Source organism: Mesorhizobium sp. M0306 (assembly GCF_040321655.1).
Classification (GTDB): Bacteria; Pseudomonadota; Alphaproteobacteria; order Rhizobiales; family Rhizobiaceae; genus Mesorhizobium.
Genome location: NZ_JAMYRY010000002.1, coordinates 24,658 through 50,454 on the forward strand (window position 1 = coordinate 24,658; position 25,797 = coordinate 50,454).

Sequence of the window (25,797 nt, forward strand, 5' to 3'; positions counted from 1 at the left end):
CCGTTGCCGGAGCCTGCCATGACCGAAATCGTCACCGCCGCCATGCTCGTCATCGGCGACGAGGTTCTGTCCGGCCGCACCAAGGACAAGAACATCGGCCACCTCGCCGACATCATGACGGCGATCGGCATCGACCTGAAGGAAGTGCGTATCGTTGCGGACGAGGAAGACGAGATCGTCGCTGCGGTGAATGCGCTGCGCGCCCGCTACACCTATGTCTTCACCACCGGCGGCATCGGCCCGACGCATGACGACATCACCGCCGATTCCATCGCCAAGGCCTTTGGCGTGCCATGCGAATACGACGCCAAGGCCTACGCCCTGCTGGAAGCAAGCTATGCTGCCCGCGGCATCGAATACACCGAGGCGCGCAAGCGCATGGCCCGGATGCCGCGCGGGGCAGACCACATCGACAATCCGGTGTCGGTTGCGCCGGGCTTTCGCATTGGCAACGTCCATGTCATGGCCGGCGTGCCGGCGATTTTCCAGGCGATGCTCGACAATGTCGTGCCGACGTTGCGGGCCGGCACCAAAATGCTGTCGGCAACCGTGGAATGTCCGCTCGGCGAAGGCCTGATCGGCGGCCCGCTGGGCGACATCCAGAAGGAGCATCCGGACACGATCATCGGCTCCTACCCGAAATATGGCGACGGCAAATTCTGGACCGAACTGGTGGTGCGCGCCCGCAGCCAGCAGGCGCTGGACTCGGCACGCGCCGACGTAGAGGCTATGGTGGCGAGCTTGACCAGGGCAAGCAGAGTGGGCTGATCGGCCGGCCTGACGGAACCAGCATCGCGCAGTGACGTTTGTCACGAGTGGGATCGCCGTAAAACTGAGGGATTGCCATGCGCTTCAAGACCATCGTCGCCATATTGCAGAATGAACAGGACGCCGAACGCGTCCTCGACTGCGCGATCCCGCTGGCCAGCCGATTCCAGAGCCATCTGATCGGCATCCATGCCGAGGCGCTGCCCGTGCCCTACACCTCGGCCACCGGCTTTCCGGACACCGAGTTCCTGCAGGTTTCCGCCGACATGAACCGGGAGCGCGCCGAGAAGTTGCAGGCCGCCTTTCACAAGCGCATCGAGAATTCCGGCCTGTCGTTCGAGTGGCGCAGTCTCGAGAGTTTTTCCGGCGACAGTGCGCTGACCGGCATCTCGACCGTTCGCACCGCGGACCTGATCATCGCCGCCCAGCGCGAATCGGGCAGCGACCCGAGCGCCGACGTCGACACGCTGGTCTACGATGCCGGCCGGCCGGTGCTGGTGGTACCGCATTTGGGCCCCCTCGTCACCAGCTTCAAGCATGTGCTGCTCGCCTGGAACGGCAGCAAGGAGGCCGCGCGCGCGGCCTTCGATGCCCTGCCCTTCATCATCGAGGCCGAGAAGACGGACATCATCGTCATCGACCCGCCGGACACGCTCGACGAGGCGCCGGAAACGGCCGGCGCCGAGATCGCCGCCTCGCTGTCCAGGCACGGCGCGACCGTGAGCGTCTCGGTGCTGAGGTCCGGCGGCGCCTCGGTCGACGACATCATCCAGACCAGGGTCGCCGAATCGGGTGCGGACCTGCTCGTGCTCGGCGCCTACAGCCATTCCTGGCTGCGCCAGCTGCTGTTCGGCGGAGTGACGCGAACGGTGCTGCGCACCGCACCGGTGGCGGCTTTCCTGTCGCGGTAAGTTCGTAGGGACCGCTGGCAGGACAATCGCTTTGCCACTCCCCTTGCCAAGGCCAAGCCTTTCCAGTTAATTCCGCGCGCATTCCATAGTGTCTGCGCGCGATGCGCGCTTTGCGGAGTGCGCGAAAGATGTCCCTGCCCGAAAAAGCCTTCCCGGTCTCCTGGGACCAGTTCCACCGCGATGCGCGCGCGCTCGCCTGGCGGCTTGCCGGCGCCAACAAGGGGCAATGGAAAGCGATCGTCTGCATCACGCGCGGCGGCCTGGTTCCGGCCGCCATCATATCGCGCGAGCTCGGCATCCGCATCATCGAGACGGTCTGCGTCGCCTCCTACCACGATTATACCAGCCAGGGGCACCAGGGGCAGTTGCAGGTGCTGAAGGAGGTCACGCCGGCGCTGCTCGCCGATGATGGCGCCGGCGTGCTGATCATCGACGACCTCACCGACACCGGCAAGACGGCGGGCATCGTGCGCGCGATGATGCCCAAGGCGCATTTCGCCACCGTCTATGCCAAGCCGAAAGGCAGGCCGATGGTCGACACCTTCGTCACCGAGGTCAGCCAGGACACCTGGATCTATTTTCCCTGGGACATGGGCTTCACCTACCAGAAGCCAATCGCCGACGACCACGCCGGCTGATTCGCGCAAGGTGTTCCCTTCGGAACGCACTGGCGCACACTCCTTGAAAAAGTGCCGTCGCGCACGATATTTCCTGAATCTACGCCTCTTGGCGTAGTTAACAAGTCGATATGAAGTTTTTTACTTTCATTGCTTATGATTAGCCGTAAGATTCACGAGACGGCAAATGATTCTGGGAGCTGGGGCAAGCTTCTCCGATGTTGACGAGGCCAACGACGCATAACCATCTGGCCGAAAGGGTCCGGCGACTCTTCGGTACGGCGCCGTGTCGCCTGCAGGTTGCAGCGCTGCCCTGGCGCGATAGCGGGCACGGCGTCGAGATCATGCTGATCACCAGCCGCGACACCGGCCGCTGGGTGCTTCCCAAGGGCTGGCCGGAAGCAAAGGAGCCGCTTTGCGAGGCGGCGGCGCGCGAAGCCGGCGAGGAAGCCGGGCTGCGCGGCACGATCTCGCATCACGAGGCCGGCCGCTATTTCTATGCCAAGGTGCTGGCGTCCGGCGAGGAAGTGCCGTGCGAGGTGCTGGTATTCCCGCTGCACGTCGACAAGGTCGCCGACCGGTGGAAGGAAAAGCGGGCGCGCATCCGCAAATGGGTCAGCGCCGCCGAGGCGGTACGCATGGTCAACGAGCCCGACCTTTGCCAGATCATCGCTCATTTCGGTGCTGACCCGCATCGCTTCAACTGAGTCGGCACATGGCTTCCGAGTCGGCATGGTCTTCGCTGCGGCGAAGGGCCTTCGAGCGTCGGCACCAGGCTTGTGGCTACAAGCCATAAAAAACTGAATCAGCGCGCGCTTCTATCCCCGTTATCCACATATGTGACACACAAGATGTTGGGGTCATAAAAGCTACGCAAACGAATCCTTGACGCCGCAAAACGAGTCGCCTTTTATAGGCCATGCGCTCCTGTTGAGAGTGCGACCGGAAAAGTTTCGAGGCCGGTCTTTTTCCCGGAATATGTGCGTTTTGATCCGCATTCCCGCCTGTTTACGAGGCCGGCGAAGGCGTGGGATTTTGAAGCCTTGGGTGGCGAAAGGGGAGGATTGTCGGACTTGAATAAATTGTCTGTTAACACTATATTTAGTGTTTGCAGGTAGGTTCGACGCTAGATAATGTGAATTTCCCTCGATCGAGGGCGTTACAAAAAGTTTTCAGTTTTGAGGGACCCACAGGGTCCGTGAGCGCGTTGGACAGCGGCCTCGCAAGAGGTTCGACCGGCAGGGCGGCGGAGACTGTGACGATGAGAGCCGGGGTTTTCGAACGCCGGCAGACGGCGGCCATGCGCGTTTCGTCAAGAGGGCAGAAATCCTCTGGGAAAAGCGCTATATGTAGACAAAAGGGACCGGACCAATGCGCATCGAGCGTCGTTTCACCAAGCCAGGGCAATCAGCTTACGCGGAGATCGAATTCCGCAAGGCGCTTTCGGAGATCAAGAATCCGGATGGCTCGGTGGTGTTCCGCTTGGACAATATCGACGTGCCGGCGCAGTTCTCCCAGGTTGCCGCCGATATCCTGGCGCAGAAATATTTCCGCAAGGCGGGCGTCCCGGCACGGCTGAAGAAGGTCGAAGAGACGCAAGTCCCCTCATTCCTGTGGCGCTCCGTCGCCGACGAAGCTGAACTGGCAAAGCTGCCGGAAGCCGAGCGCTACGGTTCCGAGACCGATGCCCGCCAGGTCTTCGACCGGCTTGCCGGTACTTGGACCTATTGGGGCTGGAAGGGCGGCTACTTCAAGTCGGAGGAAGACGCGCGCGCCTTCCGCGACGAGCTCGCCTATATGCTGGCCACCCAGCGCGTCGCGCCGAATTCGCCGCAATGGTTCAACACCGGCCTGCATTGGGCCTATGGCATCGACGGTCCCAGCCAGGGCCATTTCTATGTCGACCCGTTCACCGGCAAGCTGACCAAGTCGAAGTCTTCCTACGAGCATCCGCAGCCGCATGCCTGCTTCATCCAGGGCGTGCAGGACGACCTCGTCAATGAAGGCGGCATCATGGACCTGTGGGTGCGTGAGGCGCGCCTGTTCAAATACGGCTCCGGCACCGGCTCCAATTTCTCATTCCTGCGCGGCGAAGGCGAAAAGCTGTCGGGCGGCGGCCGCTCGTCGGGGCTGATGAGCTTCCTCAAGATCGGCGACCGTGCTGCGGGCGCCATCAAATCGGGCGGCACGACGCGTCGCGCCGCGAAAATGGTCATCGTCGACGCCGACCATCCCGATATCGAGGAATTCATCGACTGGAAGGTCAATGAGGAGCAGAAGGTCGCCTCGCTGGTCACCGGCTCGAAGATCGTCAAGAAGCACCTCGAAGCGATCATGAAAGCCTGCATCAACTGCGAAGGCAACGGCGACGATTGCTTCGACCCGGCGGTCAACACAGCGCTGAAGCGCGAGATCAAGGCGGCCAAGAAGGACGCGGTGCCGGAGAACTACATCTACCGCGTCATCCAGTTCGCCAAGCAGGGCTATACCTCGATGTCGTTCAAGACCTACGACACCGACTGGGATTCCGACGCCTATCTCACCGTTTCCGGCCAGAACTCCAACAATTCGGTGTCGCTGAAGGACGATTTCCTGCGCGCCGTCGAGCAGGACGGCGACTGGCATCTCACCGCCCGCAAGGACGGCAAGGTGCTGAAGACGCTGAAGGCGCGCGATCTCTGGGAAAAGATCGGCTATGCCGCCTGGGCGTCGGCCGATCCGGGCCTGCATTTCAACACGACGATGAACGACTGGCACACCTGCGCCTCGGCCGGTGCGATCCGGGCATCCAATCCGTGCTCGGAATACATGTTCCTCGACGACACCGCCTGCAATCTGGCCTCGATCAACCTTCTGCCCTACCGCAACGCCGACGGCACTATCGACATCGCCGCCTACGAGCACACGGTGCGGCTGTGGACCATGGTGCTGGAAATCTCCGTCATGATGGCGCAATTCCCGTCGAAGGAGATCGCCAAGCTCTCGTACGAATACCGCACGCTCGGCCTCGGCTACGCCAATATCGGCGGCCTGCTGATGACCTCGGGCATTCCCTATGATTCCGACGAGGGCCGCGCCATCTGCGCCGCCCTCACCGCGATCATGACCGGCACGGCCTATGCGACTTCGGCCGAAATGGCCGCCGAGCTCGGCGCCTTCCCCGACTATGACCGCAACGCGCAGAACATGCTGCGTGTCATGCGCAACCACCGCCGCGCGGCCTATGGCGAAAGGGACGGCTACGAGAAGCTTGCCGTCAACCCAGTGCCGCTGGTCGCCTCAGACCTCAAGCAGCAGGAGCTTGCCGACCATGCCAAGGCCGCCTGGGACCGCGCCATCGAGCTCGGCGAGGAGCATGGCTACCGCAATGCGCAGGCAACGGTGATCGCCCCGACCGGCACGATCGGCCTGGTGATGGATTGCGATACCACCGGCATCGAGCCCGACTTCGCGCTGGTAAAATTCAAGAAGCTCGCCGGCGGCGGCTATTTCAAGATCATCAACCGCGCGGTGCCCGAAGCGCTGCGCACGCTCGGCTATTCCGAGGCCCAGATCGCCGAGATCGAGGCCTATGCCGTCGGCCACGGCAATCTCAACCAGGCGCCGGGCATCAATCCCGGCTCGCTCAAGGCCAAAGGCTTTACCGACGACAAGATCGCTGCGCTCAATGCCGCGTTGAAGTCGGCTTTCGACATCAAGTTCGTCTTCAACCAGTGGACGTTGGGCGCCGACTGGGTGAAAGAGACGTTCGGCTTCACCGATGAGCAGCTCAACGATTTCTCGTTCGAGATGCTGCCGGCGCTGGGCTTTTCCAAGAAAGACATCGAGGCCGCCAACATCCATGTCTGCGGAGCGATGACGCTGGAAGGCGCGCCGTTCCTGAAGGCCGAACACCTGCCGGTGTTCGACTGCGCCAGCCCGTGCGGCAAGATCGGCAAGCGTTCGCTGTCGATCAACAGCCACATCATGATGATGGCGGCGGCACAGCCCTTTATCTCCGGCGCCATTTCCAAGACCATCAACATGCCGAACGACGCGACGGTGGAAGATGCCAAGGGCGCCTACATGCTGTCGTGGAAGCTGGCGCTGAAAGCCAACGCGCTCTATCGCGACGGCTCGAAGCTGTCGCAGCCGCTCAACGCCTCGCTGCTCGCCGATGGTGAAGAGGACGAGGACGAAGCCGTCGAGCAGCTGATCGCGGCACCGGCCGCACAGCGCGCCGTTCAGGTGACCGAGAAGATCGTCGAGCGCGTCGTCGAGCGTCTCTACCGCGACCGCGAGAAACTGCCGAACCGCCGCAAGGGCTACACCCAGAAGGCGGTCGTCGGCGGCCACAAAGTCTATCTCAGGACCGGCGAGTTCGACGACGGCCGTATCGGCGAGATCTTCATCGACATGCACAAGGAAGGTGCCGCCTTCCGCGCGATGATGAACAACTTCGCCATCGCCATTTCGCTCGGCCTGCAATATGGCGTGCCGCTCGAGGAATTCGTCGAGGCCTTCACTTTCACTAAATTCGAGCCGGCGGGCATGGTGCAGGGCAACGACGCCATCAAGAACGCCACGTCGATCCTCGACTATGTCTTCCGCGAACTTGCCGTCTCCTATCTCGGCCGCAACGACCTCGCCCATGTCGATCAGTCGGACTTCGACAAGACCGCACTCGGGCGCGGCATCAACGAAGGCAAGGCGACGCCCTTCTCCAAGGGTCTCACCCGCGGTGCCTCGCCGGTCAAGCTGGTGTCGGGCATGGGTGCCGAGCCCAAGGGCTTTGCCGGTTCGGGCTCCGGAACTCCGGCCCGTACCGCCCCGACCGCCTTCTCCGGCTCCAACGTGCTGACGCTGAAGCCGGCAAGCGACGAAGCCATCGCCTACAAGCGCGACTACGAGGAGCGCGCCAGGGAACTGGTCGAGGACATCGTCTACGCGGAAGCGTCCGACCCGACGGAGCTGTTCACCGACGAGGCGGCGAAAGAAGCAGCCGAAGCCAAAGCGCTCGCCGCCAACCGGCGCCAGCAATCGCTGATGCAGGGCTACACCGGCAACGAATGCTCGGAGTGCCACAATTTCACGATGGTGCGGAACGGGACGTGTGAAAAGTGCGATACTTGTGGGGCTACGAGCGGGTGCAGCTGAGATAGCTGATAGGCAAGTTGATCGCTTAGAGGTGGGTTGACGGCAACCCACCTCTAACGGTCAAAGCAAGCCAATTGCCACTACCCGATCAGGCACGCCCGATGCCTAGCTACTCAAAGCTCGCGACGTTGCTCGTGCGGTCGTTCAAACGCTGTGCTCGGCCCTAACCCAACAAGCGGGTCAGTAGTCCCAGACAGCCGGCACGCAACGAAAGACATCGCCGTCCACCGCCACATGGCAGATAGACGGGAACGGCAGGTGAGTGGCCACCAGCGGCTCGCGGGTCGCCGCCAGCTCCCGCAAAAGATTGATGCGGACGCGGGCCGCCTCCTCGGGGTCGTGTTCGAAGCCGTTGTGCCAGTCGGGTTGGTCGAACCCGACCTGGAACACGGCGTCGCCGGCGAAGGTCAGTCGATCGCCGCCGGACGCTAGGCGGACCACGCTGTGCCCGGGGGTGTGGCCACCGGTGAGCGTGACGACCACCCCCGGCGCCACCTCGTGCTCCGTCTCAAACGGCCGCAACTGGCTGTGGTAGTCGTTCACGAACCGCTTGGCCGCCCGCCGCAGCGCATCCGGGAACCCCGTTGGCATGGAGACGCGGGAGAAATCGGGCGACTCCCAGAACTTGAGCTCGGCGGCCGCCACGTGAATCCGCAGATCCGGACGCAGCCGGTCCTTCACCCCGTCGATGAGCAGCCCGCCGATATGGTCCATGTGCATATGGGTAAGCACCACGTCGGTGACTGATGCGAGATCGATGCCGGCGGCCTCCAGTCGCGAGACCAACCGCCCGGCCCTCGGCAAGTGCAAGTCCGGGTCCATCCCCAGCCCGGCGTCCACCAGTATGGTCCGGTCGCCGCTGCGTACGACGACCACGTTCAGCGGCCACTCGAGCACGTCCGGCGGCAGGAACATGTCGTCCAGCCAAGCCTCCCGGAGGGCCGGGTCGACGTTGTATGCCATAACCGGCGCTGGTATCGGCAGCACTCCATCGCTGACCACCAGCACGTCGATGTCGCCGACCTGCAGCGCGTAGCGCGACGGAACCAATTCGGGCTCCGGTCTACCGTTGCTGTGCTTGGCGTTCAGGCTGTCGGCGCAGTGCTGGATCGAGGGGTGTGAAATGTTGTCCAAGCTCATGTTTGTCTCCTGCTGACCAGTCGTGCGGGTTTTTGTTTCTGCCTGCGACATGATGCGCTCCTGTTTTGCGTGATCGAGACGTGTCGGTCACAAGCCACGTCGGGGACCCTATGGGGAAGCGTGTCGGCTATCGAGCTACACCTGAGGATGGGTCAGCCTGTGCTCTCAGTGGACCGCAGCGAGGATTTGGTGGTGAAGAGGCTGGCATGAGGGAGTAGACGCCCTCGCCCACCGAACGGCGCCCTGCGCTCAGCGTTGACTCGAAGCCGTCCTCGATATCCGCGACGATGTGCTCTTTCGAGCAGGAAGGATGTCAGGAGGAGCTGCTATTCAACTACGTCAGTGTAGATGATCGGCCGCTGGCCATAATGACATTTCCAACCGAAGAGGTTGCGCAATGCGTTACGCGGCGGTCATCGAAAAAGCCGGAAACAATTTTTCCGCTTAGCTGCCGGACCTACCCGGCTGCATTGCGATCGGTGCTCGAGGTGGAAACCGAAATTCGCGACGCAATACGCTTTCACATCGAAGGCTTGCGAGCCGATGGACTGGATGTGCCCAAAGGGGTCAGCTTGGCGAATATATAGAGGCGTAGAGCCGCCAGCCGAACCAAGGGCTGGTAGCTATCACCGCGCGTTTCTCTTCGACGGCACGGCATGGATCCTAGGGTCTGCGCTCCGCTTCGCGTTCGCTCCGCCCTAGGATGACGAAGACACGGAGGCCGAAGGCCAATCGCCAAGGCCGGTAACTAGCGGGAACATCCCTTCCTTCGTCATCCTAGGGCGGAGCAGGAGCGAAGCGACGTTGCGGAGACCCTAGGATCCACGCCGTGACCGCGGCGGGATACCGACGGTGGAAGCCAAGCACCCGACCCGCCGCGCTACTCCGCCTCGGCCACCATCTGCCGGCCGCCAGTCCAGTCTCGCCAAGCCTTCTCATCGCCGTGGAAGACGTTGAGGTCGATGCGGCCCCTCACCCCGTGCGACAGGCCAGAGCCGGAATATTGCCAGAACAGCCATTTGCGGTCGGGATAGACCTTTGATGGGTGCGCCGCCACGGCGCGCAGCCAGAATGGGTAATCGGGAAAGGCGCCCCTGAGATTGTCGCGGTAGAAGTCGGGCGCGGTGTAGATGATCGGGCGCTGGCCGTAGTGGCGCTCGAGCTTGTCCATGAACACCTGCATCTTTTCCAGCACCTTTTGCCGCGACGGGCGGCGCTTGCAGCTCGATTCGCCGTTCCACTCGACGTCGATCACCGGCGGCAGCGCGCCCTCGACCCTCGGCACGTTGCGGATGAACCAGTCGGCCTGCTCGCCGGCGGTGCGGCACCAGTAGAAGAAGTGATAGGCGCCGCGCTTGAGGCCGGCGGCGTCGGCATTGCGCCAGTTCCTGGTAAACATCGGGTCGATATGATCGCCGCCGTCGGTGGCCTTGATGTAGGCGAAGTTGGCGCCCTGGGCGCGCAGCTTTTGCCAGTTCACATTGCCCTGCCAGCGCGAAACGTCGACGCCGTGAACGGCAAGGCGCCTTGGCGAGGAGGACTTGCCGAAATTGATCGGCTTGGCGTCGCGAAAGCCATAGCGCGTGACCGGCTCGGCAAGCATCGCCGGTGCTGCGCGTGCCAGCCGCTTCGGCGGCGACATCAGCGCGATCACCTCGGCCGGCGGTTCGACGCCCTGATCGGGTACGTCCATCGCGACCGGCTGTTCGTCCTGCTCCTGTTCGGCAAAAGCGGGCGCGGCATCAGTTTTCGCCACGGATGCCACCGGCGCGGGTGGCCGTACAACCGAGCTGGTGGTCTCGCTGGACGGCATTTGCAGCGCATCGACGCCGGAGGTCGACGTGCAGCCGGCAAGGCACAGCGCTGCGATCGAAAAGATGACGACGCCTGATATCCGCATCTGGACCTGTACGCAAAACACAACAGACCGAAGGCAGGACAACGCCGCCGGACAAACCAAGCTGGATTCCTAACAAGAAACTACCAACAAAGTTTGAATCGACTTGTTAGGGCTTTGTATCGGGAAATCGGCCGGACAGAGGGGCGCTATCCCTCCGACGTTCGGCCACGTCGCTGCCTCGCAATCCCGCTTGACAACTCACTGCATGAGATTAGTCTCCCCTAATCTTACAGTGTAAGGCCATACTTGGGAGGACGTCATGCAGCCTGCCGCCTTGTCAGAATTGCGGCCCGTCGTCCCGCCGGAGCCGCACTCGCCTGCCATCAGGATTGACGAGATATCCCGCGACCTCAGCCGCGTTATCGAACGCGCCGAGGTCAATGCCTGGCTCGATCTCTATCGCGCCGCTCCGGCAGACTTTGCCGCAAGGCAAGGCTTGGCCATCGCCGAAGATGGCGATCTCGTCTGGACCACCTGCACGACGATCCCGTTCATCCATTTCAACTGCGTCAAGAATTTCGGTGTCGATAGCGCGGCCACCGAGAGCCGGCTCGATGCGCTTCTGACGCATTATCGCGAGGCCGGTATTCTGCGGCCCTGGTTCTACACCAATCCGCATACCGAGCCCGCGACGCTCAGCTGCTGGCTCGAGGCACGCGGCCTGCAGCGTCAGGGCGGCTGGGAACGCATCTTTCGCGACGCCACGCCATTGCCAACGGAGCCGCTTTTCCCGACGAAGGATGTCTCGGTCGAGCGGGTGACGCCGGCAACGGCAAGAGAATGGGCTGGGTTCATCGACAGCCAATATCGGTTGCCGACCTCACCGTGGTTGCTGGTGCTGGCCGGCCGGCGCGGCTGGCATCATTACATGCTGCGGCGGGAGGGCACGGTGGCGGCGGTGCGCTCGATGTTCATCGGTGCCGACGGCATGGCCTGGAGCGGCATCGACGCACCGGTGCCCGGCATCATGGCGCCGAGCTTCGACCTCGATGCAATGCTCGGCGAACCGATGGTGCGCGACGGACTTGCGGCCGGTGCAAAACTGTTCGTGGCCGACATCGAGGCGCCGCACGCCGAACGCGACGGGCCGGCGTATCGCAACTATGCGCGCCTCGGCTTCAGGCTCGCTTATTTCCGCAGCCATTACAGCTATTTGCCGGCAAATTCCGGCTGACCGCTTCAAGACCCTAGCCGCACAGCCACAGCTTGTGGCAGGTCGTGGCCATCAAGTGGGCCGGCGGTACAAAACGATCGTTGACCGCCACATCATCGTCCGCCCGGCGGACCTTTTCCTCGAGCAGAGTGCGAAGTTCCGCCGGCTGCACGCGGTCGCGCTCCATCACCAGCTTGATCATCGGATCGCTCAAGAGTTCGTCCAGGGTGTTGATGCTGTCGTTCATCCGTCGCCTCCTCGACTGCCTGCCCGCACACAATAGATAGGCAGCAATGATGGCCCACCAATGACGCTTTGCCGGCTATCTCGTGTCGCTTCGGATTAAATTTTGTCCAGATTTCACCTCAAACCGGCGGTGGCGCGCCTTCATATTGCGGCAGGCCGTCGTCGATCTGAACCCAGGGCTGCTTCGAGGCGGTCCAGATGTGCATCTCAGGCCTGAACACTGAGGGATCGTCGAGCGAGCCAGTGGTGACGCCCACGATGCCGGCGGAATCGCGTCGGGAAAACATCGTCGTGCCGCAGCGCGGACAAAAGCCGCGCTTGAGATCGGGGGAGGAATTCACCATCGCCAGCGGTCCTTCGACCGTCACATCGTCGATGCGGAACAGCACGCGCGCGTTGAAGGCGGCACCCAGCGCCTTCTGGCAGATCCGGCAATGGCAGACGCGCTCATTGATCGGTGCCGCCTCGGCGCGGTAGCGCACCGCCCCGCATAAACATCCACCCTGATATCTTGCCATTGCTCCGATCCGTCATTTGGAGAAGATCGGCGAACCGTAGCGACGGGCATGGCAGCGTCAATTGAAAAGCTTTGATAGGGCGCCATCGGTTCCTGTGATCCGGCCGATACACGATGCCCGACGCGCCGGGCCCAAGGCCTCATGCCGCGAAAACCGGCCATCTCGCGAGAGACGGCCGGCAGACAATTGACCGGGCGTCAGTTAGTTTCGTTGACGACCTCATCCCAGGTCTTGACCTTGGTCTCGCCATTGAGGAACGGCAGCGCGGCAGCTGTCAGTTCCGGCGCGAAGAACACGTCGTAATGGGTGCGGTTCGGCACGATCGCCAGACGGTTCTGCGACAGGTTCTCGCGCATCCAGCCGGCGTCCTTCAGCCCGCCGCCAAGCATCTGATAGAATTTGATCTCGTGCTCGGGCCGGTACATGTCGCTGTCGCCGAACACCAGCATCACCGGCATTTTCAGCTTCGGCACGTCGGCCGAATAGTCGTAGTCCTTGCGCATGTAGGCGCCGAGCTGGTCAAGGAGTTTCGGAAAATCCTCCGGATGCAGCGCGACCGCGACGTAGGATTTGTACATCGGCGTGTCCTTCATCATGTCGGCCATCGCCGCGCCGACTTGTGCCTGCTGGCCACGCATCTCGGCATAGAAGCCGTCCGCGGCGTAGCCGGTCGAGACCAGGACGAGCCGTCGCACCACGTCGGGATGCTGCACGGCCATGCGGAAGGCGACGCCGCCACCCAGCGAATAACCCATGACGTCGACCTTGTCGTAGCCGAGCGCCTTGACGATCGCCGCCATGTCGTCGCCCATCGCCTCCAGGCTGAGCGGCCGATCGCCGAGCGCGGTGCGGCCATGGCCCTGCAGGTCGACCCCGATGACGGTGCGGTTTTCGGTAAGCTTCGGCAGGATCGGCGCGAACATGTCGGTCGTGCCGAGACCGCCATGCAGCAGGAGCAGCGGCTCGCCCTTGCCATAGACGGCGTAATAATAGTTCAGGCCGTTGATCGGCAGCAGGCCGGATTTTTCCGGCGTCGGCAGTGTTGCGGTTGCGGTCGTCATGGCGGGCTTGGCCTCCTCTGCGTTGATGGTGCCCGGCGCCGCAAAGAGCGCGGCGGCCGAGGCGAAAATGGCAAAAAATATAGATCTGGACATATCAGTCTCCCTCTCCCGTTTGCATCAAAGTCGCTTTGCGACCTCCTCGAGCTGTTCGGCGCACTGGCCCCAGCCCTCGTGAAAACCCATTTTCTCGTGCTGTTCGCGGTCGGCGACCGACCAATGCGCAACCCGGGCGATGTAGCGGGTCTTGCCCGTGCCCTCGTCCTCGAGTGTCACAATCCCGGTCATGAACGGTTTGGCGGAAGGCTCCCACGCCTTGGTATAGGCATCGGTGAAGACGAGCTTCCTGCCCGGCACGACTTCGAGGAAGACGCCGGGGTTCGCAAACTCGTTGCCGTCAGGACCGGCCATGACGACGAGGCTGGTACCGCCGGGCCGAACATCCATCTCCGCGCGCGGCGTCGTCCACGGCTTCGGCGCGAACCATTGCGTCAAGAGCTTCGGCTCGGTCCAGCAGCGATAGACGTTCTCGCGCGGCGCATCGATGATGCGGGCGAGAACCAACTCGCGGTCGGAGTTGGGGGCGATGTCGAGCTTGGTGGTCATGGTGTTTCCTCACATGTCGGTTTTGGCTTTCGTGTCTAGGACGAACCGACAAGACGCAAGCCGACACGGTTCGCGAGAAAAAATCCGCGGGACCGGAGATTCGAACGACGGAAATGAGTGGCTTCAGTGACGCTTGGCTTGCACCAGATAGGCGTCGATCTCGGTCTCGCCGAGCCACTTGGCCGCTTCCAGCCGATGCAACCCTTCGACGAGGATGTGGCGCTTGCCGTCATGGCGCACCTGGATCGGCATCTTCATGCCGTTTTCCAGAATGTCCTCGGCCAGATGGCGGACGGTTTCGGGATGCAGCGTCTTCTTGCGCGCGGTCGGCACGTAGATGTCGTCGACCCTGACCTTTTGCACTCTCAGCATATCGGCTCCCATGCGGACAAGGCCGCCCTTGTGAGATAGTCTGTTTGGCCGGCAAGGCCAAGGGAGCGGCCCGGCAATGGCTGGCCCGATCGTTTCCAATTGACGCTTGGCCGGCCGATGGCCGAAATGGCGGCCTTCGACCTTAGCGGTGTCCATGAACCATCTGCCGACAGAGTTTCCCGATTTCGGACTGACGCCGGAGCAGCGACGCCAGGCGGTGCGCAGCCATTACTGGGAATGGCCGGGGATGGATGGCGGGCGTGGCGAAATCTGGTGCTACAGCGACCGTTTTTCCTACCGTCCTGGCGACATGATGGCGCTGCATGTCAGTTCGACAGCCGCCAGTTTCGGCATCGCGATCATCCGCGACGGCGGCGCGGAAGCGACAATGTTCGAGGAGGCCGGTATCGCGGCGCGCTGGCAGGATACGCCGGATCAATGTTCGGTCGAAGGCTGCGGCTGGCAAGTGTCGTTCGAGTTTCGCATCGGCGACGATTGGCCGTCCGGCGCCTATCGCGTCACACTGACGGCAGATGGCCGGGACGGCGAGGTGATCCGCTGCCACCATCTTTTCGTCCTTGCGCCGCAACCCGGCAAGAAACCCGGCCGCGTGCTGCAGGTCGCGGCCACCGGCACCTGGCTCGCCTACAACACATGGGGCGGTTCCAACCATTACGAAGGCATCACCGGGCCAGGCCGCGACCAGTATGCACGAATGGTATCGACGCAGCGGCCGTGGTGCCGCGGCTTCGTCGTGCTGCCCAAGGACGCGCCGCGCGTGCCGCTCGAAGTCGCCGTGCAGCCGAAAACCGTGCCGCGCTATCCGCATATGGAATGGGCCTTTGCTACCGGCCATTCCAAGAAATACGCCTCGTCGGGCTGGGCAAGCTACGACAGCCATTTCTTCCGCTTCGCCGAGCGTGCCGGCTACGCCGTCGATCTCGCCAGCCAGCACGATCTGCATTTTTCGCCCGACATCCTCGACGGCTATGACTGCGTCGTCTTCGTCGGCCACGACGAATATTGGACCTGGGAAATGCGCGATGCGGTCGACACCTATGTCGAGCGCGGCGGCCATGCAGCGCGCTTTGCCGGCAATTTCATGTGGCAGACCAGGCTGGAGGACGAAGGGCGTCGGCAGGTCTGCTACAAATACCGCGCCCGCGCCGAGGACCCGGCCTATCGCGGCGGCGACATAAGGCGCGCCACTAACTCCTGGGAGGCGCCGGAAATCGGCCGGCCGGGTGCGGCGACCTTCGGCCTCAACGCGACAAGAGGCGTCTATGCCGGCTGGGGCGGCTGCGCGCCGCGCGGCGTGCGCGGCTTTCCGGTCTACCGGCCGGAGCATTGGGCCTTTGCCGGTACCGGCATCTACTATGGCGACCTGCTCGGCGCCGACAGCCATGTCTATGGTTACGAGGTCGACGGGCTCGACTTCGAGATCCGCGGCGGCCTGCCCTACCCCGAGCCCGACAGCGGCGCACCGGACGGCCTGCAAGTGCTGGCCGTCGGCATGGCGAGCCAGGTCGAGGAAAGCGCCGACATTCCGCTCAAGGACCAGTTTCTCGGCGACGAGGACGGGCGCTTCACCGCCGAAACGCTGTTCGGCGAGGCAAGCGATGCCAATCTCGACAAGGTCAAACGCGGCAACGGCATGATCGTCAATTTCCGGCGCGGCAAGGGCGAGGTGTTTCACGCCGGAAGCTGCGAATGGGTTGCCGGCCTGCTAAGGCAGGATGCGATGGTCGAGCGTGTCACCAGAAATGTCCTCGACCGCTATCTTGGAAAGTCATGACATGCTGAAGTCCCCTGCCCCGGAAGCCCGCGAAGCCTCGCATCTGTTTTATCTGTCCAGCCTGCGCCGGCCGTTGATCGACCGCGCCGAAGGCATCTACATGTGGACGCAGGACGGCCGCTGCTTCATCGACGGATCGAGCGGGCCGATGGTCGCCAATATCGGCCATTCCAACCGCAACGTGCTCGACGCGATGAAACGGCAGATGGACCGCGCCACCTTCGCTTACCGCCTGCATTTCGAGAACGAACCGGCCGAGGAGCTCGCGCGGCAACTGGCGGCCAAACTCCCCGAGGGCCTGGACCGCATCTTCTTTGTCTCCGGCGGCTCGGAAGCTACGGAATCCTGCATTAAGCTGGCGCGGCAATGGGCGGTCGCCACGGGCCAGCCCAGCCGCTGGAAGGTGATCACGCGCTTTCCCTCCTATCACGGCGGCACACTGGGTGCGCTCGCCGTCACCGGCGACGATGCGCTGGCCGAAAATTTTACGCCGATGATGCAGGTCATGCCGACCGTGCCGGCGCCCATCGCCTGGCGCGACCGCGACAATCTATCGATGGAACAGCGCGGCATCCGCTACGCCGATATGCTGGAAGAAAAGATCCTCGCCGAGGGGCCGGAAAGCGTGCTCGCCTTCATCATGGAGCCGGTCGGCGGCGCTGCCACGGCAGCACTTGTGGCGCCGGACAGCTATTATCCGCGCATCCGCGAGATCTGCGATCGCTACGGCATCCTGCTCATCCATGACGAAGTGATGAGCGGTGCGGGTCGCACCGGAAAATTCCTCGGCGGCGACCACTGGAACTGCAAGCCCGACATCGTTGCGCTATCGAAGGGGCTGGGCTCGGGCTACGCGCCGCTCGGCGCGCTGGCGGCACCGATGCGGCTGGTGCAGCCATTGCTCGCATCGGGCGGCTTCCAGCACGGCCATACTTATGCCGGCAATCCGCTCGCCTGCGCCGCCGGGCTCGCCGTACTCGGCGAAATGGACCGCCTCGGCCTAATCGCCAACGCGGCTGTCATGGGCGACCTTTTGATGGACGAACTGAAGGGATTGGCCAAACGGTTTCCATTCATCGCCGATGTCCGCGGCAAGGGCCTGCTCACCGGTGCCGAAATGGTCGCCGATCCCGACACTCTGAGGCCGATCGAGCCCGCGAAAATGGCCACCCAGCGCCTGCTCGACCTCGCCTATGAGCGCGGCCTGATCATCTACGGACGCAAGGTCAAGGGCGGTGTCGACGGCGACAATTTCATGGTCGCGCCGCCGATGATCGTCACCGCCGCGCAGATCGGCGAGATCGTATCCATCATCGGCGACTCGCTCGAGGTGCTGGCCGGCGAGCTCGACCTGCCGGTCGAAGGTTGAGGCGACCATGGCACCGCGAAAAGTCATTATCACCTGCGCCGTCACCGGGTCGGTGCATACGCCGTCGATGTCGCCGCATCTGCCGGTGACGCCGGACCAGATCGCCGCCGACGCGATCGCCGCCGCCGAAGCCGGTGCCTCGATCCTGCATCTTCACGCCCGCGACCCTAAGGACGGGCGGCCGACCGCCGACCCCGAGGTGTTCATGCAGTTCCTGCCGCGCATCAAGCAGGCGACCGATGCGGTGATCAACATCACCACCGGCGGCTCCTCGCTGATGACGCTCGACCAGCGGTTGGCCGCCCCGCTCAGGGCCGCGCCGGAAATGTGCTCGCTCAATATGGGCTCGATGAATTTCGCGCTGTTCCCCATGCTCGACCGGCCGCGGGAGTGGCAGCACGAATGGGAGCCGAAGCTGCTCGAAGCGACCCGCGACACGATCTTCAAGAACACCTTTGCCGACATGGAGACGGTGCTCGAAAAGCTTGCGCGCGGATGCGGCACGCGCTTCGAATTCGAATGCTACGATGTCGGCCATCTCTACTCGCTGGCGCATTTCCGCGACCGCGGGCTGGTGTCGGGACCGCTGTTCATCCAGTTCGTGTTCGGAATCCTCGGTGGCATCGGCGCCGATCCCGAAAACCTGGTCCACATGAAGCACATCGCCGACAAACTGTTCGGCGACAGCTACCAGTTTTCGGTGCTGGCCGCCGGACGCCACCAGATGCCGATGATCTCGATTGCGGCGGCGATGGGCGGCAACGTCCGCGTCGGGCTGGAGGACAGCCTCTACGACGGGCGCCAGCTCGCCAAGTCCAATGCCGACCAGGTGCGCCGCATCCGCAGCGTGCTCGACGGATTGTCGCTGGACGTTGCAACGCCGGCCGAGGCGCGGCAGATGCTGGCGCTCAAGGGCGGCGACCGTGTGGCGTTCTGATGGTTGTGGCCTGAGATGATTGTGATCCGTCACACCCCCCTCTGTCCTGCCGGACATCTCCCCCTCAAGGGGGGAGATTGGACATCACTGCGGCCTTCGCCAATTGCCGATGTTGCAGGATGGGCGACAAGATCGAAGCTACCAATCTCCCCCCATGAGGGGGAGATGTCCGGCAGGACAGAGGGGGGTGCCTGGGCACTCTGCCTGCCGTGAGTACGCCATCGACAAACGTACTTATCCGCCCCGGCACCAGCGAAGACGTCGAAACCATCCACGCCGCGCTCCTACGGCTGGGCGCGCATGTCGGCGCCCATCAGGAGATCGCCTCGACAGCTCAGGATCTCCGCACCTATGGCTTTGGCGAAAAGCCTGCCTTCTCGACCTTGATCGCCGAAGTCGGCGGCGAATTTGCCGGGCTGTGCCTCTATTTTCCGATCTTCTCGACATGGATGGGCCGGCCCGGCGTCTATGTGCAGGACCTCTATATCGAGGACCGGTTTCGCGGCCGCAGGATCGGCGAGCGCCTGCTGCGCCGGGTCGCGGCGCAATGCCGCAAAGACGGCGGCGTTTACCTCAGGCTGTCCGTCGACACCGACAACGAGACCGCCAAGGCTTTTTACGAACGGTTGGGCATTGCCTGGTCGAGCTACGAGCAGGTGCAAAAGATCGTCGGCGAGGCCTTTTTCGCCTTTGCCGACGCACCGGAGGAGCCAACATGAAAGCCTTCTATGCCGAAGAACAGAAGCGCCACGACCCGAAGGCGTTCCTCTCAAGCGGCGCGCCGCAGCCCAATCCGGAAAAGCCGGTACGGGTCGAGCGATTGTTAGCCGGCGCAAAGGCTGCCGGCTGCACGATCGAACGGCCGCGGGATCACGGGCTCGGCCCGATTGCGGCGGTGCATACGCCGGAATATCTCGATTTCCTCCAGCATATCTTCGCGCGCTGGCAGCGCATCGAGGGCGCCTCGGCCGAGGTCATCCCCAACATCCACCCGATCGCGCGGAACGGCTCCTATCCGGCCTCGGCGGTCGGCCAAGCCGGCTACCACATGGCCGACACCGCCTGCCCGATCTCCGGGGAGACGTGGCAGAGCGCGCTTTGGAGCGCCTGGAGCGCGGTTGAAACCGCCGAGGCGGTGATGTCGGGAGCGCCGGCCGCCTATGCGCTGTGCCGGCCGCCCGGCCATCACGCCTTTGCCGATGTCGCCGGCGGCTTCTGCTTCATCAACAATTCGGCGGTCGCCGCACAGGTTCTGCGCAAGCAGGCGGCGCGGGTGGCGATCCTCGATGTCGACCTGCACCACGGCAACGGCACGCAAGGCATCTTCTATGCCCGGCCGGACGTGCTCACCGTGTCGCTGCATGCCGATCCGGTGCGGTTCTATCCGTTTTTCTGGGGCTATGCCGACGAGCGCGGCGAAGGCGCCGGCCTCGGCTACAATCTCAACCTGCCGCTGCCGCGCAAATCCGGCGATGCGGCTTTCCTCGAAGCGCTCGCGGCAGCGTTCCAGCGCATCAACGCCTTCTCGCCCGATGCGCTTGTGGTGGCGCTGGGGCTAGACGCCTTCGAAGGCGATCCGTTCGGCGGACTGTCGGTGAGCACGTCTGGTTTTTCGCGCATTGGCGAGGCGATCGCCGGGCTCGGCCTGCCGACGGTCATCGTCCAGGAAGGCGGTTATCTCTGCGACGAACTCGGCGACAATCTCACCGCCTTCCTCACCGGTTTTGGCGGCGCCCACAAGCGATGATCCGCCCGCGTGGCCCGCTCAGGATCGCTCCTGCCTCAGCATGGCGACAACGCGGTGCACGCTCTCCAGCGTCTCTTCGATCTCGGCTGCAGTGTTGTAATGAGCGATGCCGATGCGCACCACGCCCTGCTCGGCCGGAATGCCGAGCTGGTGCACGATCTCCCAGGCGTAGTTGTGGCCGGACCACAGGAAGATGTTTTCGGCATTCGTCTGCCGCACGATCGTCTCCGGCACGATGCCTTCGACAGTGAACGACACCGTCGGCACACGCTCATTGATCCGCTTCGGATCGGTGATGCCGTGGATGGTCAGGCCGGTAATATCCGACAGACCATCGATCAGCTGTTGCGCCAGCGGGTTCTCGTAAGCGATTGAAACTTCGAAGGCCTTGGCGATTTTCTGCCGACGCGACGCTTGCGCGCCGGCTGCCGCGCCCAGGTCGGCAAAATAATCGACAGCCGCCGACAGGCCGGCCATCAATTCAATTTGCGGCGTGCCGAGCTCGAAGCGCTCCGGCAGGGCATTGGACGAGCAGCGGCATTTGTACGGCTGCAGTGCATCGACGACGTCCAGCCTGGCCCACAAAATTCCCATATGCGGGCCGAAGAACTTGTAGGCCGAGCAGATCAGAAAATCGCAGCCGAGGTTTTGGACGTCGATCAGGCCATGCGGCGCGAACTGGACGGCATCGACGTAGACCAGCGCACCAGCCTGCCTCGCGATGCCGGTCAACGCCTTCACCCGGTTGATCGACCCGGTGAGATTGCTGGCATAGTTGAGCGCGACGAGCCGCGTCCTCTCGGAAAGCAGCGCGGCGAGTGCTGCCTCCTCGACCTGCCAGCTCTGCTGGTCGAAAGGCAGCCAGCGCACGACAAGGCCAAGGTCTTCAGCCAGTTGCAGCCAGGGCGAGATGTTGCCCTCATGGTCCATGCGGGTGAGGATGATCTCGTCGCCGGGTTTCATCGTACGGCCAAGCGTTCGCGACATCTGGTAGGTCAACGTCGTCATGTTGGCGCCGATAATGACTTCCTGCGGACTTGCCGCGCCAAGGAAATCCGCCATCGCCAGATGGGCCTCGTCGACAATGTCCTGTGCCGCAATGGTGGTCTCGAAGAAGCCGCCGAGATTGGCATTGGTGGTCAGTAAGCAACGCGATACTGCGTCCGCCACCGCCTGCGGCACCTGCGTGCCGGCAGGATTGTCGAGATAAATGCGCCTGCGGCCCTTGTCGGTCAACGACAAGGCCGGAAATTTCGCGCGCACCGCGTCGATCCGGAAGTCCATGGCTGTTCCCTCCCCTTATGACTATCGGACAACTACGTCCCGACGCATCAAGGGCACGGATTGCCGACGCGCTGGTGGATCGCGTCGACGGCTTTCTGCATCTCGTCGGTCCAGACCACGTCGGCGGAAGAGAGCGCCATTTCGAGTTGCGAAATGGTCGTGGCGCCGATGATGTTCGAGGTGACCAAGGGCCGGTTCGAGACATAGGCATTGGCAAACAGCGCCGGCTCCATGCCGAAGGTGCGCGCCAACCGGTTATATTCGAGCTGCACCTCGGCAGCATTCGGCGTCTCGTAGCGCTGGCCGCGGTTGAACAATTGCGAGCGCGAGCCCTGCGGCCGCGCGCCATGATCGTATTTGCCGGTCAAATAGCCTTGCGCCAGCGGCGAATAGGCAAGCAGCGACACCTGCTCGCGCTCGCAGACTTCGGCAAGGTTCACCTCGAAGGTGCGATTGACGAAATTATAAGCGTTCTGCAGCGAGGCGACGCGCGGGCCGAGGCCCTTGTCGGCTTCGGCAATGAAACGCATGACGCCCCAGGAATTCTCGTTCGACAGGCCGAAATGGCGGATCTTGCCGGCCTTCACCAGTTCATCGAATACGGCAAGCGTCTCGGCGATCGGCGTCTCGCCTTCCGGCACGCCGGCGGCATCGGATCGTCGCGGTACGGCCCCGATGCGGTTCGGATTGGCGCCCCACGGCACGTCGCGTTCCGGCCAATGGATCTGATAGAGGTCGATGTAATCGGTGTTGAGCCTGGCGAGTGACTTTTCAATAGCGTCGACGATATCGGCGCGCACCAGCTTAGACGGGCGGTCGCCGCGAAACCAGGTGTTGGCGGTGCGACCAACCACCTTCGAGGCGATGATCACCTGGCCGCGATTGCGCTTCTCCTTCATCCAATTGCCGATGATTGTCTCGGTACGGCCTTGTGTCTCCGCCTTGGGCGGGATCGGATAGAGTTCCGCGGTGTCGATGAAATTGACGCCGCGCGCAAACGCCAGATCCAGCTGGGCGTGACCGTCCGCCTCGGTGTTCTGCTGGCCCCAGGTCATCGATCCGAGGCAGATCTTCGACACGAAAAGATCGGTCTGGCCGAGACGGCGTTTGTGCATGGAGTTTCTCCGGCGGGAATTTTGCGCGGCTGCGCGAGGAGGAAGCAATAGCATACAGGAAAGCGCCGCCCGCTTCCAAGCCCACCGACGGCAGGTCAGGCGACTTTCCCAGGACGCCGGCGGACGGGGTTCATCCCAGCGGCCAATAAAAAGCCGGACTGCATGTGAATGCAGTCCGGAAGTTCGCCAGGAATGGCGAGGAAAAACCGGCCAAGGGCCGGCACTGAGGCCTACGGTCGAAGCACCGCAGAAGTTTCGCCGGAACAGCCGAATTATGTCAAAAAAGATCAGGGCAGCATGGCTGCCATGCGAATGCTGCACTGCACAATTGTCATGATCTGCCTATATTGACGGCCGTGGAGGTTCAATAAGGGGCTTGAATCATGGGATTCTTCACTGAAATGTTCGCCCGTCCGCGTCCGCGGGAACAGCTGCGCTATCGTGCGGCACTGGCGCTGCTCCATTCGATGAGCAATGCCGATCGCGCCGATATCGGCGTCAAGCCGGCCGATTTCCCGCGCATCGCCCGAGAAATGTCCCTGCGCTAAACAGCGCACCGTGAGATATCCCGCCGCAGCGGGAAATCTCACGAGCGGACCTCAACGCAATCCGAGGAAGATCGACTTGCCCAATGGCACGCCGTTGTGGCGCAGGATGTCGTAGGCGGTGGTCAGGTGGAAATAGAAATTAGGCATGGCGGCATGCAGCAGATACTGCATTCCCGGCATCGAAACCTCGCGTCCCGCAAGCCGCAGTTCGACCATTCTGTCATCTGAACCATCGAATTCGGCTGCCGAGAACGTGGCGAGTAGATCGAGCGTCTTGGCTATGCGCGCCTGCAGATCGGCGAAGCTCGCCTCATTGTCCTCGTATTTTGGCACCTCACGCCCGGCAAGCCGCGACGGCGCGCCCTTGGCGTGATCGGTGGCAATCTGTACCTGCCTGGTCAGCGCAAACATGTCCGGCGCCAGCCTCGCCGTCAGATACACCTGCGGATCGATCTTGCGATCAGCCGCATTTTGCTCGGCAATGTCCAGCACATTGGCTAGTGCCTTCAGCCTCGCCGAAAATACCGGCACGGATGCTTCATACATTGATATGGTCACAAGAAATCTCCACGCGGCCCGACTGCCGACGGCGAGAGGTAGCGCTTTCGCAGGCGATTGTTCAAGCGTCACCACGTCGCCGCAATCGATATGATAGGATTTTTCATCGAGTGGAGGTTCCCGATGAGACGCGCCCTTTTTGCAGCGACCGCTTTTATCTCGCTTGCCGTTGCTGGCCAATCGGCGCTCGCCGCAGACGCGCCTTATATCGACGACAGGTCGAATGCCGAAGCGGTCATCCGGTCGCTTTATAGTGCCATCAGCCGGCACGAATTCGCGCGCGCCTGGGACTATTTCGGCGACACCAAGCCGGCCAAGGATTTCAATTCCTTCGTCAAAGGCTATGACAGCACCGACACGGTCGAAGTCAAAACCGGTGGCGTATCCGAAGATGGGGCTGCCGGCAGCATCTACTACAGCGTTCCGGTCGCCATCCGGGCGACGGCCAAGGACGGCAGCGAGAATGTCTTTGCCGGCTGCTATACGCTGCGCCAGATCAACGCCTCGATCCAGGAACCGCCATTTCGCGCGATCTTCATCGACAAGGGTGCGCTGAAACCGTCAAAGGCCGATTTCGAGGATGCCGTGCCGGCAAGCTGCGGCGAAGGACCGCCGCCGCCTAAGAAGGACGCAGCGCTTGAGCAGGCCAACAAGGCGTTTGCCGCGACTTATGGCGACCAGTGCGACAAGGATCTTTTGGCGCAGGAGCCGGACATTTTCTCGATCCACTATAAGGACAAGGATGCGGCTGCCAGCGATCCCGAAAGCGAAACGCGGCTTTTCCATTTCGCCTGCTCGGCCGCGGCCTACAACGAAAACTCGATCTATTACATGAGCGACGACGTGCTTGGCGTGAGACAATTGCAGTTCGCCGAACCTGAAATGGACATCCGCTACGAGAACAATGACAGCGACGGCAAATTGCTGGGCATGACCATAGTTGGCTTCCAGACCTCCGACTGGGCAACTAATTCCGACTACGACGAAGAGACCAAGACGATCACCACCTTCAACAAATGGCGTGGCATCGGCGATGCCTCTTCATCAGGAACCTATCTGTTCCGCAACGGCGATTTTTCCCTGGTCCAGTACGATGTCGACGCGTCTTACGACGGCGAGGAAAATCCGCAGACGGTCGTCGACTACAACACCGCGCCCTAAGGGGCCTTCGACAACATCCAGTTGAGTGTGCCGCGCCAGTCGGTCATGCGGATCGGTGTGCCATGCGTGCCGGTCTCGAAGCGGACGAAGCGCGTGGGATAGCTCTTCGATTTGGCCAGGATGGAGCGGAAGAAGCCTTCCTGTTTCTCGACCGGAAACACCGGATCCTTGCTGCCCTGGCCGAAGAAGACCGGAACACGGCGCTTGAAGGCCGGGCTTGAGAAGAAACTCTCATCCCACAGCGAGCCGAGCAGCAGCAGCCCGTCGATGCGCCCGCCGGTATCCTTGCGGGAGGCCAGCTTCCAGCACAACGCGCCTCCCATAGAGCCGCAGGCGACGAAGATTTTTGCGCGCGGCGATTGTTCGGCATAGTGGCCGATCAATGCGGCGATCTGGGCGGCACCGGCGTCGCCGAAGTCGGAAAAATCCGGCGACAGATAGAGGCCGCCATTGCCGGCCATCAAGTTCTTGATGCGGTTGAAATTACCGCCGAAGGTGAAGTCGTCGGTGCCCTGCTTACGGCTGCCACCCTGTCCGTGCAGATAAAGTACGATGATGCTGGCGCCCCCGACCTTGCCGACGGCGATGTGGCGGACATTGCCTGCATCGGTCGGCAGCAACAGATCCTGCTGCACCTTACGCACGCCGGTGTCGGTGTATTGCGCATGCACACGACGTTCAGGCACTTCGTCGCGGGCGTTGATGTCGCGCATCTCACGATAATCGATAACCGAATAGGCGCCGTTGTTTTCGGATGAGAGCGTCGCCGGATAGGCGAAGAGATCATCCTTGAAGGGTTTGAGTTCGAGAGCGTTGGCGTAGGCGGCGCAAGAGAGCGGCAAAAGAATCGCCATCAGC

24 protein-coding genes are annotated in these 25,797 nt (G+C 62.7%); 13 read left to right on the forward strand and 11 right to left on the reverse strand.

Annotated features, from left to right (window positions below; genetic code table 11):
* Window positions 1-18 precede the first annotated feature (18 nt).
* The 5 genes from NKI95_RS05000 to NKI95_RS05020 all read left to right on the forward strand — a co-directional run bounded on the left by NKI95_RS05000 (window position 19) and on the right by NKI95_RS05020 (window position 7,432).
* Window positions 19-768, forward strand: a complete 750-nt coding sequence (locus NKI95_RS05000; RefSeq protein WP_352714632.1) for a competence/damage-inducible protein A — start codon at window positions 19-21, stop codon at window positions 766-768.
* A gap of 77 nt (window positions 769-845) precedes the next feature.
* Window positions 846-1,679, forward strand: coding sequence for a universal stress protein (locus tag NKI95_RS05005; protein ID WP_352714634.1), 834 nt, complete (start codon window positions 846-848; stop codon window positions 1,677-1,679).
* A 128-nt stretch (window positions 1,680-1,807) separates the two neighbouring features.
* A complete protein-coding gene (gene gpt, locus NKI95_RS05010) occupies window positions 1,808-2,317 on the forward strand; it encodes a xanthine phosphoribosyltransferase (RefSeq protein ID WP_352714636.1) in 510 nt (169 codons plus the stop codon).
* Window positions 2,318-2,514: 197 nt separating this feature from the next.
* Window positions 2,515-3,003 carry an NUDIX hydrolase gene (locus NKI95_RS05015; protein ID WP_352714638.1) on the forward strand — a complete coding sequence of 163 codons (489 nt, stop codon included), beginning with the start codon at window positions 2,515-2,517 and terminating at the stop codon, window positions 3,001-3,003.
* A gap of 664 nt (window positions 3,004-3,667) precedes the next feature.
* On the forward strand, window positions 3,668-7,432 hold the full coding sequence (locus NKI95_RS05020; protein WP_352714639.1) for a vitamin B12-dependent ribonucleotide reductase: 3,765 nt from the start codon (window positions 3,668-3,670) through the stop codon (window positions 7,430-7,432).
* Between the two features lie 180 nt (window positions 7,433-7,612).
* Here the strand turns inward: NKI95_RS05020 and NKI95_RS05025 are convergent, their stop codons facing one another.
* The gene (locus NKI95_RS05025; RefSeq protein ID WP_292657726.1) at window positions 7,613-8,623 is read right to left on the reverse strand and encodes an MBL fold metallo-hydrolase; all 1,011 of its coding nucleotides are present in this window, start codon (window positions 8,621-8,623) and stop codon (window positions 7,613-7,615) included.
* Window positions 8,624-9,452: 829 nt separating this feature from the next.
* Window positions 9,453-10,472 carry a GH25 family lysozyme gene (locus tag NKI95_RS05035; protein ID WP_352714640.1) on the reverse strand — a complete coding sequence of 340 codons (1,020 nt, stop codon included), beginning with the start codon at window positions 10,470-10,472 and terminating at the stop codon, window positions 9,453-9,455.
* Between the two features lie 259 nt (window positions 10,473-10,731).
* Here NKI95_RS05035 and NKI95_RS05040 point away from each other — a divergent pair, with 259 nt between their 5' ends.
* Window positions 10,732-11,646, forward strand: a complete 915-nt coding sequence (locus NKI95_RS05040) for a hypothetical protein (protein ID WP_352714641.1) — start codon at window positions 10,732-10,734, stop codon at window positions 11,644-11,646.
* 13 nt (window positions 11,647-11,659) lie between these two features.
* Here the strand turns inward: NKI95_RS05040 and NKI95_RS05045 are convergent, their stop codons facing one another.
* From NKI95_RS05045 to NKI95_RS05065, 5 genes are all read right to left on the reverse strand, one after another.
* On the reverse strand, window positions 11,660-11,872 hold the full coding sequence (locus NKI95_RS05045; RefSeq protein WP_023717422.1) for a hypothetical protein: 213 nt from the start codon (window positions 11,870-11,872) through the stop codon (window positions 11,660-11,662).
* 118 nt (window positions 11,873-11,990) lie between these two features.
* The gene (locus NKI95_RS05050; RefSeq protein WP_352714642.1) at window positions 11,991-12,389 is read right to left on the reverse strand and encodes a GFA family protein; all 399 of its coding nucleotides are present in this window, start codon (window positions 12,387-12,389) and stop codon (window positions 11,991-11,993) included.
* Between the two features lie 197 nt (window positions 12,390-12,586).
* The gene (locus tag NKI95_RS05055) at window positions 12,587-13,543 is read right to left on the reverse strand and encodes an alpha/beta fold hydrolase (protein ID WP_352714644.1); all 957 of its coding nucleotides are present in this window, start codon (window positions 13,541-13,543) and stop codon (window positions 12,587-12,589) included.
* A 24-nt stretch (window positions 13,544-13,567) separates the two neighbouring features.
* The gene (locus NKI95_RS05060; protein ID WP_352714646.1) at window positions 13,568-14,053 is read right to left on the reverse strand and encodes an SRPBCC family protein; all 486 of its coding nucleotides are present in this window, start codon (window positions 14,051-14,053) and stop codon (window positions 13,568-13,570) included.
* Window positions 14,054-14,176: 123 nt separating this feature from the next.
* Window positions 14,177-14,425, reverse strand: a complete 249-nt coding sequence (locus NKI95_RS05065) for a ParB N-terminal domain-containing protein (RefSeq protein ID WP_352492428.1) — start codon at window positions 14,423-14,425, stop codon at window positions 14,177-14,179.
* 154 nt (window positions 14,426-14,579) lie between these two features.
* Between NKI95_RS05065 and NKI95_RS05070 the strand changes: the two genes are divergently transcribed.
* From NKI95_RS05070 to NKI95_RS05090, 5 genes are all read left to right on the forward strand, one after another.
* Window positions 14,580-16,220, forward strand: a complete 1,641-nt coding sequence (locus NKI95_RS05070; RefSeq protein WP_352714648.1) for a N,N-dimethylformamidase beta subunit family domain-containing protein — start codon at window positions 14,580-14,582, stop codon at window positions 16,218-16,220.
* 1 nt (window position 16,221) lies between these two features.
* Window positions 16,222-17,589 carry an aminotransferase family protein gene (locus NKI95_RS05075; RefSeq protein ID WP_352714649.1) on the forward strand — a complete coding sequence of 456 codons (1,368 nt, stop codon included), beginning with the start codon at window positions 16,222-16,224 and terminating at the stop codon, window positions 17,587-17,589.
* A 7-nt stretch (window positions 17,590-17,596) separates the two neighbouring features.
* Window positions 17,597-18,526 (forward strand): 3,5-dioxohexanoate:acetyl-CoA acetone transferase, encoded by a 930-nt coding sequence (gene kce, locus NKI95_RS05080; RefSeq protein WP_352714651.1) that lies wholly within the window; start codon window positions 17,597-17,599, stop codon window positions 18,524-18,526.
* Between the two features lie 209 nt (window positions 18,527-18,735).
* Window positions 18,736-19,245 carry a GNAT family N-acetyltransferase gene (locus NKI95_RS05085; protein WP_352714653.1) on the forward strand — a complete coding sequence of 170 codons (510 nt, stop codon included), beginning with the start codon at window positions 18,736-18,738 and terminating at the stop codon, window positions 19,243-19,245.
* On the forward strand, window positions 19,242-20,273 hold the full coding sequence (locus NKI95_RS05090; protein ID WP_352714654.1) for a histone deacetylase family protein: 1,032 nt from the start codon (window positions 19,242-19,244) through the stop codon (window positions 20,271-20,273). Before NKI95_RS05085 ends, NKI95_RS05090 begins: the two co-directional genes overlap by 4 nt.
* Window positions 20,274-20,291: 18 nt before the next feature.
* Here NKI95_RS05090 and NKI95_RS05095 read toward each other — a convergent pair whose 3' ends face one another.
* On the reverse strand, window positions 20,292-21,557 hold the full coding sequence (locus tag NKI95_RS05095; RefSeq protein ID WP_352714656.1) for a cysteine desulfurase-like protein: 1,266 nt from the start codon (window positions 21,555-21,557) through the stop codon (window positions 20,292-20,294).
* Between the two features lie 47 nt (window positions 21,558-21,604).
* Complete coding sequence (locus NKI95_RS05100; RefSeq protein ID WP_352714658.1) at window positions 21,605-22,672, reverse strand: aldo/keto reductase; 1,068 nt, start codon at window positions 22,670-22,672, stop codon at window positions 21,605-21,607.
* A gap of 383 nt (window positions 22,673-23,055) precedes the next feature.
* Here NKI95_RS05100 and NKI95_RS05105 point away from each other — a divergent pair, with 383 nt between their 5' ends.
* On the forward strand, window positions 23,056-23,220 hold the full coding sequence (locus NKI95_RS05105) for a hypothetical protein (RefSeq protein ID WP_023674744.1): 165 nt from the start codon (window positions 23,056-23,058) through the stop codon (window positions 23,218-23,220).
* 51 nt (window positions 23,221-23,271) lie between these two features.
* Here the strand turns inward: NKI95_RS05105 and NKI95_RS05110 are convergent, their stop codons facing one another.
* On the reverse strand, window positions 23,272-23,778 hold the full coding sequence (locus tag NKI95_RS05110; RefSeq protein WP_352714660.1) for a DUF1993 domain-containing protein: 507 nt from the start codon (window positions 23,776-23,778) through the stop codon (window positions 23,272-23,274).
* A 123-nt stretch (window positions 23,779-23,901) separates the two neighbouring features.
* Here NKI95_RS05110 and NKI95_RS05115 point away from each other — a divergent pair, with 123 nt between their 5' ends.
* A complete protein-coding gene (locus tag NKI95_RS05115) occupies window positions 23,902-24,939 on the forward strand; it encodes a DUF1176 domain-containing protein (RefSeq protein WP_352714662.1) in 1,038 nt (345 codons plus the stop codon).
* Here the strand turns inward: NKI95_RS05115 and NKI95_RS05120 are convergent.
* Window positions 24,936-25,793, reverse strand: a complete 858-nt coding sequence (locus NKI95_RS05120) for an alpha/beta hydrolase (RefSeq protein WP_352714663.1) — start codon at window positions 25,791-25,793, stop codon at window positions 24,936-24,938. The genes NKI95_RS05115 and NKI95_RS05120 overlap by 4 nt on opposite strands.
* Window positions 25,794-25,797: the final 4 nt, after the last annotated feature.

What these genes read in the sequence shown, in the direction of transcription:
- NKI95_RS05000 (WP_352714632.1), top strand. Translation starts at nt 19, where the DNA reads ATGACCGAAATCGTCACCGCCGCCATGCTCGTCATCGGCGACGAGGTT.
- NKI95_RS05005 (WP_352714634.1), top strand. Translation starts at nt 846, where the DNA reads ATGCGCTTCAAGACCATCGTCGCCATATTGCAGAATGAACAGGACGCC.
- gpt (WP_352714636.1), top strand. Translation starts at nt 1,808, where the DNA reads ATGTCCCTGCCCGAAAAAGCCTTCCCGGTCTCCTGGGACCAGTTCCAC.
- NKI95_RS05015 (WP_352714638.1), top strand. Translation starts at nt 2,515, where the DNA reads ATGTTGACGAGGCCAACGACGCATAACCATCTGGCCGAAAGGGTCCGG.
- NKI95_RS05020 (WP_352714639.1), top strand. Translation starts at nt 3,668, where the DNA reads ATGCGCATCGAGCGTCGTTTCACCAAGCCAGGGCAATCAGCTTACGCG.
- NKI95_RS05025 (WP_292657726.1), bottom strand. Translation starts at nt 8,623, where the DNA reads ATGTCGCAGGCAGAAACAAAAACCCGCACGACTGGTCAGCAGGAGACA.
- NKI95_RS05035 (WP_352714640.1), bottom strand. Translation starts at nt 10,472, where the DNA reads ATGCGGATATCAGGCGTCGTCATCTTTTCGATCGCAGCGCTGTGCCTT.
- NKI95_RS05040 (WP_352714641.1), top strand. Translation starts at nt 10,732, where the DNA reads ATGCAGCCTGCCGCCTTGTCAGAATTGCGGCCCGTCGTCCCGCCGGAG.
- NKI95_RS05045 (WP_023717422.1), bottom strand. Translation starts at nt 11,872, where the DNA reads ATGAACGACAGCATCAACACCCTGGACGAACTCTTGAGCGATCCGATG.
- NKI95_RS05050 (WP_352714642.1), bottom strand. Translation starts at nt 12,389, where the DNA reads ATGGCAAGATATCAGGGTGGATGTTTATGCGGGGCGGTGCGCTACCGC.
- NKI95_RS05055 (WP_352714644.1), bottom strand. Translation starts at nt 13,543, where the DNA reads ATGTCCAGATCTATATTTTTTGCCATTTTCGCCTCGGCCGCCGCGCTC.
- NKI95_RS05060 (WP_352714646.1), bottom strand. Translation starts at nt 14,053, where the DNA reads ATGACCACCAAGCTCGACATCGCCCCCAACTCCGACCGCGAGTTGGTT.
- NKI95_RS05065 (WP_352492428.1), bottom strand. Translation starts at nt 14,425, where the DNA reads ATGCTGAGAGTGCAAAAGGTCAGGGTCGACGACATCTACGTGCCGACC.
- NKI95_RS05070 (WP_352714648.1), top strand. Translation starts at nt 14,580, where the DNA reads ATGAACCATCTGCCGACAGAGTTTCCCGATTTCGGACTGACGCCGGAG.
- NKI95_RS05075 (WP_352714649.1), top strand. Translation starts at nt 16,222, where the DNA reads ATGCTGAAGTCCCCTGCCCCGGAAGCCCGCGAAGCCTCGCATCTGTTT.
- kce (WP_352714651.1), top strand. Translation starts at nt 17,597, where the DNA reads ATGGCACCGCGAAAAGTCATTATCACCTGCGCCGTCACCGGGTCGGTG.
- NKI95_RS05090 (WP_352714654.1), top strand. Translation starts at nt 19,242, where the DNA reads ATGAAAGCCTTCTATGCCGAAGAACAGAAGCGCCACGACCCGAAGGCG.
- NKI95_RS05095 (WP_352714656.1), bottom strand. Translation starts at nt 21,557, where the DNA reads ATGGACTTCCGGATCGACGCGGTGCGCGCGAAATTTCCGGCCTTGTCG.
- NKI95_RS05100 (WP_352714658.1), bottom strand. Translation starts at nt 22,672, where the DNA reads ATGCACAAACGCCGTCTCGGCCAGACCGATCTTTTCGTGTCGAAGATC.
- NKI95_RS05105 (WP_023674744.1), top strand. Translation starts at nt 23,056, where the DNA reads ATGGGATTCTTCACTGAAATGTTCGCCCGTCCGCGTCCGCGGGAACAG.
- NKI95_RS05115 (WP_352714662.1), top strand. Translation starts at nt 23,902, where the DNA reads ATGAGACGCGCCCTTTTTGCAGCGACCGCTTTTATCTCGCTTGCCGTT.
- NKI95_RS05120 (WP_352714663.1), bottom strand. Translation starts at nt 25,793, where the DNA reads ATGGCGATTCTTTTGCCGCTCTCTTGCGCCGCCTACGCCAACGCTCTC.